This window comes from Pseudomonas sp. GM24 (genome assembly GCF_000282235.1).
Classification (GTDB): domain Bacteria; phylum Pseudomonadota; class Gammaproteobacteria; order Pseudomonadales; family Pseudomonadaceae; genus Aquipseudomonas.
Window position 1 is genome coordinate 1 of record NZ_AKJR01000195.1, and the last position, 6,559, is coordinate 6,559.

The following is a 6,559-nucleotide window of genomic DNA, read 5'->3' on the forward strand; positions in this document are numbered from 1 at the left end:
GCTCCCACATTTGGAATGCATTCAACCTGTGGGAGCGAGCCTGCTGGCGAAGCTTTTGGGGCGCACCTCATTCTTCGCTGCTGTGTACCACCACCAGCAACTGCGCCTGCACCTCGCCAACCGAGCGGATCCGGTGTGGTTTCTGCGCATTGAAGTGCAGCGCGTCACCGCGCTCCAGCAGCACCTTCTCGTTCATGAAATCCACTTCAACCTGCCCTTCGTGGACGAACAGAAACTCCTCGCCCAAATGCTCCTTGAAGGTTTTGTCAGTGAACTCGCTCGGCGGGTAGATGATGAACGGCAGCAGGTTGCGCTCGCTGACCTGATGCGCGAGCACGGCATATCCCGGACTCTGGTCATTGGCCGCCAATGACTGGCGCTCATGGCTGCGCACCAGGCTGTAGCTGTCGAGGCTGACGTTGTCTTCGGAGAACAATTCCTCGACTTTCACGTTCAACGCCTTCGCCAGTTTCAACGCGGCAGCAATCGACGGGGTGTTCAGCCCGCGCTCGACTTTCGACAGATAACTCTTGGTCATGCCGGACTTTTCGGCCAGCGCCTCAAGGGTTACGCCAAGTTTTTTTCTTAACAATTTCAAACGGATAGACATGCGCGGCGGTTATTCCAGCAAGGAAGCGACGATTTGTGCTTGCCAATGACACTTTGTGTCATATAGCCTCTTTCGTGTCATTTGCAATCACCCAAAGGACACAGACATGGCCAAGACATTAGCACTACCCAAAGACCAACTGGTCAAGCAAGCACTGACCCAGATGCAAAAAAGCCTGGCGGATAATACGTGGACGGACCGGCAAAAGCTGGCCCTGACTTGCCGGATTCTGTTCGAGAACGGTCACGACTCAGGCCTCGCCGGCCAAATCACCGCCCGTGGCCCGCAGCCCGGCACCTATTACACTCAGCAATTGGGCCTGGGTTTCGACGAAATCACCGCGAGCAATCTGTTGCTGGTCAACGAGGATCTGGAAGTCCTCGAAGGTCACGGCATGGCCAACCCGGCCAACCGTTTCCATAGCTGGGTGTACCGCGCACGCCCGGATGTGAATTGCATTATCCACACCCACCCGACCCACGTGGCGGCGTTGTCGATGCTGGAAGTACCGCTGCAGATTTCCCACATGGACCTGTGCCCGCTGTACGACGACTGCGCATTTCTCGAAGGCTGGCCGGGTGTGCCGGTGGGCAACGAAGAAGGCGAGCTGATTGCCGGTGCGCTGGGCGACAAACGCGCGATCCTGCTTTCGCACCACGGTCAGCTGTCGACCGGTACGACGATTGAAGAAGCCTGCGTCATCGCTCAATTGATCGAACGCGCGGCCAAACTGCAACTGCTGGCGATGGCCGCCGGCACGATCAAACCGATCATCCCTGAGCTGGGCCGTGAGGCGCACGACTGGATCGCCAAGCCGAAGCGCCACGCCGCTGCGTTCAACTACTACGCCCGGCAGAACCTGCGCCAACACGCCGATTGCCTGAACTGAAACCTGTTACGGAGAGATTCCCATGTCCACTATTCACGGCATCATCGGCTACACCATCACCCCGTTCGGCGCCAATGGCGAAGGGCTGGATTTGCCAGCGCTCGGACAATCTATCGATCGCCTGATCGACAGCGGCGTCCACGCCATCGCCCCACTGGGCAGCACCGGCGAAGGCGCTTACCTGAGCGACGCGGAGTGGGATCAGGTCGCCGAGTTCAGCATCAAGCATGTGGCCAAACGCGTGCCGACCATTGTCAGCGTGTCCGACCTGACCACCGCCAAAGCCGTACGCCGCGCGCGTTTCGCTGAAGCCCATGGCGCCGATGTGGTGATGGTGCTGCCAGCTTCGTACTGGAAACTCAGCGAAGCGGAAATCCTCGCCCACTACCGCGCCATCGGCGAGCGCATCGGCGTGCCGATCATGCTCTACAACAACCCGGCCACCAGCGGCACTGACATGTCGGTGGATTTGATTCTGCGCATCGTCAATGCCGTGGACAACGTGACCATGGTCAAGGAGAGCACCGGCGATATTCAGCGCATGCACAAGCTGCAATTGCTCGGTGAAGGTCAGGTGCCGTTCTACAACGGCTGCAATCCGCTGGCGCTGGAGGCGTTTGCCGCCGGGGCGAAAGGCTGGTGCACGGCGGCGCCGAACCTGATCCCGAAGTTGAATCTGGATCTTTATGACGCGGCCATCGCCGGCGATCTGGATCGCGCGCGGGATTTGTTTTACCGCCAGTTGCCGCTGCTGGATTTCATCCTCAAGGGTGGGTTGCCGGCGACGATCAAGGCCGGATTGCGTCAGACCGGGCTGGAGGTGGGTGATCCGCGCTTGCCGGTATTCCCGTTGAGTGAGGCGGGCCAGACGCAGCTGCAAGCAATCCTGAAAACCCTGCGCTGATCCACTGACAACGCAAAAACCTGTGGGAGCTGGCTTGCCAGCGATGGCGGTGAATCATTCAACATCAATGCTGAATGAAATGGCCTCATCGCTGGCAAGCCAGCTCCCACAGGAATGGTGTTGGATTTGAAAGCGGGTTTAGAGAACCGGCAAAGTCTTGTCCTTGATCACTTTGCTCGGCCCGTTCACCTTGACGCTGGCAATGCCCTTATCGCACGCCGCATCCGATGAATACGCTTCGCTGCTTCCGATGACCTGATGATTGGCCGCTTTCAGGTTGAAGTACGGATGGCCGTCCTTCGTCGATTTCTTCTCGTAGCGTTCATCCAGCGGGCTGTTGGTTTGCACCGCCGCGATGCCGCCGTCGGCCGCTGCGCGAGTGGTGTACAGCTCGCTGGTCAGAATCGTTTCGGCATTCGCCGCTTTCAACACGAACCTGAACTGGCCGTTGCTGCTTTTACTGAGTTCGTACCATCCGGACATGTTCGTTGCTCCTTGGCGATTGAGAGATTTCGCGCAAATGAGTAAAGACCAGCCCCAGCCTTCTGTCGCCTGTACCGGCCCAATCGCTGGCAAGCCAGCTCCCACAGGGGTCTGTTGTGTGCCCTATAACTGTGCCGCATCACAATACCTGTGGGAGCTGGCTTGCCAGCGATGGGGTCAACCCGGTCTGGCCTATTTCACCACCGCCCGCACCACCGACAACTCCGGCGCACTCACCCGCCGCTGACTCAGATAGCGCATACAACTCACCCGCAGGAACGAGGCAAAATTCACCACCTCACCGCGATAATCCATCACCTCTTCATACAGCTTGGCGATCAGTTGGTTGGTGGTCATGCCGTCGACCTCGGCGATTTCGCTGAGGATGTCCCAGAACTGATTCTCCAGGCGCAGCGTCGTCACCACGCCGCAGATGCGCAGCGAACGCGAGCGTGACTCATAAAGAATCGGGTCAGCCTTGACGTAGAGCTCGCACATCAGCGGATCCTCGTTACAGGGTGATTTTAGTGCCGAGCAAGCCGAGGAAACCCGCCAGCCAGTTCGGATGCGCCGGCCATGCCGGCGCCGTGGCCAGATTGCCTTGAACGTGGCCGTCCGTCACCGGAATATCGATGTACGTCCCGCCCGCCAGTCGCACTTCCGGCGCGCAGGCTGGATAGGCGCTGCATTCGCGACCTTCCAGAATGCCCGCTGCTGCCAGCAGTTGCGCGCCGTGGCAAACGGCAGCAATCGGTTTACCGGCCTTGTCGAAGGCACGCACCAGGTCGAGGACTTTTTCGTTCAGGCGCAGGTATTCCGGGGCACGACCGCCGGGGATCAACAGCGCGTCGTAATCGGCTTCGCTGACCTTGGCGAAGTCGAAGTTGAGGGCGAACAGGTGACCGGGCTTTTCGCTGTAGGTCTGATCGCCTTCAAAGTCATGGATCGCGGTGCGCACGGTTTTGCCGGCAGCCTTGTCCGGGCATACGGCGTGGACGGTATGACCAACCATTTGCAGGGCCTGGAATGGCACCATCACTTCGTAGTCTTCGACGTAATCGCCGACCAGCATCAGGATCTTTTTCGCGGCCATGGGGAGGTCTCCTCTGGTGGAATGCTTGGGAGTATTCAAGGTAGACCTATTCGACAGTGACGGGTAACAACGGGCTACTACCGAGTTGACGCCATCGCGAGCAGGCTCACTCCTACAGGGGTAGGCATCTCAACTGTAGGAGTGAGCCTGCTCGCGATGGCGTCAGCAAACTGTACGGATAAGTCTGTGCCTAGCTGTAACAGCCCGCAACGCCCGGTTTATGGCTTGATGAAGGTCATTCCCAACCACCTTCAATTTCGGTCCCCATCATGTCCTCGCGCGAAAACACCGGCATGGCCCTCGGCCTGCTCGGCGTGGTGATCTTCAGCCTCACCCTGCCCTTCACCCGCATCGTGGTGCAGGAACTGCACCCGCTGCTCAACGGTTTGGGCCGCGCATTGTTCGCAGCGATTCCGGCGGCGCTGCTTCTGTTATGGCGGCGCGAAAAGTGGCCAACCTGGCAGCAAATCAAAGGCCTGAGCCTGGTGATCGCCGGGGTGATTCTAGGTTTTCCGGTGTTGTCGGCGTGGGCCATGCAAACCTTGCCCGCGTCCCACGGTGCACTGGTCAACGGCTTGCAACCATTGTGCGTTGCGCTCTATGCCGCATGGCTGTCCCACGAACGTCCATCGAAAGCCTTCTGGGCCTGTGCGGCGTTGGGCAGTGCATTGGTGCTCGGTTATGCGTTGTACACCGGGGCCGGCAGTATTCAGGCCGGTGATCTGTTGATGCTCGGCGCGATTGCCGTCGGCGGCTTGGGTTACGCCGAAGGTGGCCGGTTGGCCAAGGAGATGGGTGGCTGGCAGGTGATCTGCTGGGCGCTGGTGCTGTCGACGCCGCTGTTGATCGGGCCGGTGCTGTATCTGGCGCTTCAGCATCAGGGCGCGGTATCGGCGAAGACCTGGTGGGCGTTTGGGTATGTGGCGCTGTTTTCGCAGTTTCTCGGGTTCTTTGCGTGGTACGCCGGGCTGGCCATGGGCGGGATTGCTCGGGTCAGTCAGATCCAGTTGCTGCAGATCTTCTTCACCATCGCGTTTTCGGCGCTGTTCTTTGGTGAACATGTCGAGCCGATTACCTGGCTGTTTGCCTGTGGCGTGATTGCAACGGTCATGCTCGGTCGTAAAACCGCGGTGCGCCCGGCGCAACCTGCCACAGCTTGAACACATAACCTTGTAGGGACCGAGTCAGGCGAGATAGCCATCCGCGCGCAGCAAGGTTTCCAGGCAGTGTTCGCTGATGTTGTAGAACGCTTTCAACTCTTCGATCTTCACCAACAACTGCGCTGGGTCGACCGGCTCGGCGCGTTTCACCGCCAGAATCATTTTGTTCTTGTTGGTGTGTTCCAGCGAGATGAACTCGAACACCTTGGTCTCGTAACCACAGGCTTCAAGGAACAACGCACGCAGGCTGTCGGTGACCATTTCCGCCTGCTGACCCAGGTGCAAACCGTATTGCAACATCGGTTTGAGCAGCGCCGGGCTCTGGATCTGCAGGCGAATCTGTTTGTGGCAGCACGGCGAGCACATGATGATCGACGCGCCTGAGCGGATGCCGGTGTGGATCGCGTAGTCGGTGGCGATATCGCAGGCATGCAGGGCGATCATCACATCCAGCTCGCTCGGCGCCACGCTGCGCACGTCACCGCACTTGAACACCAGCCCCGGATGATCGAGTTTCGCGGCGGCAGCGTTGCACAGGTTGACCATCTCTTCGCGCAACTCGACGCCGGTGACTTCGCCTTCCGCCTTAAGCGTGTTGCGCAGGTAATCGTGAATCGCGAACGTCAAATAGCCCTTGCCCGAACCGAAATCCGCCACGCGTACTGGTTGGTCCAGCGCCAGCGGCGACGAGGTCAGGGCATGGCTGAATACTTCGATGAACTTGTTGATCTGCTTCCACTTGCGCGACATCGCCGGGATCAGCTCATGTTGCGCGTTGGTCACGCCCAAGTCTTTGAGGAACGGTCGGCTCAACTCAAGAAAACGGTTTTTCTCACGGTTGTGCTCGGCGGACGGCGCCTCGCGCAATTGCTGAGGTTTGCTCTTGAACAGCGAAGGCTTGCCCTTTTTGCTGTATTCCAGCTGAGCTTCGTCAGTTACCGCGAGTAAATGCGCATTCTTGAACGAGGCCGGCAACAGCGCGGCAATCGCCGCCACGCCGTCGACCAGGGTCAGGTTTTTGGTGATGTCGCGGGTTTTGTAGCGATAGACGAACGACAGATTCGGCTGCGCCTTGACCGTCACCGGTTTGATGATGACTCGCTGCAAATCCACTTCTTCGCCGATGTACTTGGCCAGCACCAGTTTGATGAAGCCGTTCTGGTCGAGGCTGGTTTGCAGCAGCTCGATGAACTGGGCGTGGTGATCGGGCGCGGGCTTGGTGGCAGGTGCAGTAACGGACATGGAAAAGCGGCCTCGGACGGGCGAAATCGGGAATGGCGGGTATTTTAGGGGTGATGGGGGTTGGGGACACGCTCTTATTTACCCAACGGTTTTAAAAGCGGCCCTCACCCTAGCCCTCTCCCAGAGGTAGAGGGGACTGATTGGGGGATATTGACGAGATACACCGACTTGAACGATT

Annotated in this window: 8 protein-coding genes; 3 read left to right on the top strand and 5 right to left on the bottom strand. The window is 59.0% G+C overall.

The window, feature by feature from the left end:
• Positions 1-67 precede the first annotated feature (67 nt).
• Complete coding sequence (locus PMI23_RS21115) at positions 68-610, bottom strand: helix-turn-helix domain-containing protein (protein WP_007911509.1); 543 nt, start codon at positions 608-610, stop codon at positions 68-70.
• Between the two features lie 106 nt (positions 611-716).
• Between PMI23_RS21115 and PMI23_RS21120 the strand changes: the two genes are divergently transcribed.
• Together PMI23_RS21120 and PMI23_RS21125 are read left to right on the top strand one after the other, a co-directional pair.
• Positions 717-1,499: an aldolase gene (locus PMI23_RS21120; RefSeq protein ID WP_007911518.1), complete on the top strand. Its 783-nt coding sequence runs from the start codon at positions 717-719 to the stop codon at positions 1,497-1,499.
• Between the two features lie 22 nt (positions 1,500-1,521).
• Positions 1,522-2,403 carry a dihydrodipicolinate synthase family protein gene (locus tag PMI23_RS21125; protein WP_007911519.1) on the top strand — a complete coding sequence of 294 codons (882 nt, stop codon included), beginning with the start codon at positions 1,522-1,524 and terminating at the stop codon, positions 2,401-2,403.
• Positions 2,404-2,541: 138 nt separating this feature from the next.
• On the opposite strand, the gene PMI23_RS21130 is transcribed toward PMI23_RS21125, so the two are convergent.
• From PMI23_RS21130 to PMI23_RS21140, 3 genes are all read right to left on the bottom strand, one after another.
• Complete coding sequence (locus PMI23_RS21130) at positions 2,542-2,886, bottom strand: YegP family protein (protein WP_007916316.1); 345 nt, start codon at positions 2,884-2,886, stop codon at positions 2,542-2,544.
• 192 nt (positions 2,887-3,078) lie between these two features.
• Positions 3,079-3,384 (bottom strand): ribbon-helix-helix domain-containing protein, encoded by a 306-nt coding sequence (locus tag PMI23_RS21135; protein WP_007916314.1) that lies wholly within the window; start codon positions 3,382-3,384, stop codon positions 3,079-3,081.
• Between the two features lie 13 nt (positions 3,385-3,397).
• Positions 3,398-3,979: a DJ-1/PfpI family protein gene (locus PMI23_RS21140; RefSeq protein WP_007916312.1), complete on the bottom strand. Its 582-nt coding sequence runs from the start codon at positions 3,977-3,979 to the stop codon at positions 3,398-3,400.
• Positions 3,980-4,248: 269 nt separating this feature from the next.
• Here PMI23_RS21140 and PMI23_RS21145 point away from each other — a divergent pair, with 269 nt between their 5' ends.
• Positions 4,249-5,139 (top strand): DMT family transporter, encoded by an 891-nt coding sequence (locus tag PMI23_RS21145; protein WP_007916309.1) that lies wholly within the window; start codon positions 4,249-4,251, stop codon positions 5,137-5,139.
• Between the two features lie 24 nt (positions 5,140-5,163).
• On the opposite strand, the gene PMI23_RS21150 is transcribed toward PMI23_RS21145, so the two are convergent.
• The gene (locus PMI23_RS21150) at positions 5,164-6,381 is read right to left on the bottom strand and encodes a class I SAM-dependent methyltransferase (protein ID WP_007916307.1); all 1,218 of its coding nucleotides are present in this window, start codon (positions 6,379-6,381) and stop codon (positions 5,164-5,166) included.
• Positions 6,382-6,559: the final 178 nt, after the last annotated feature.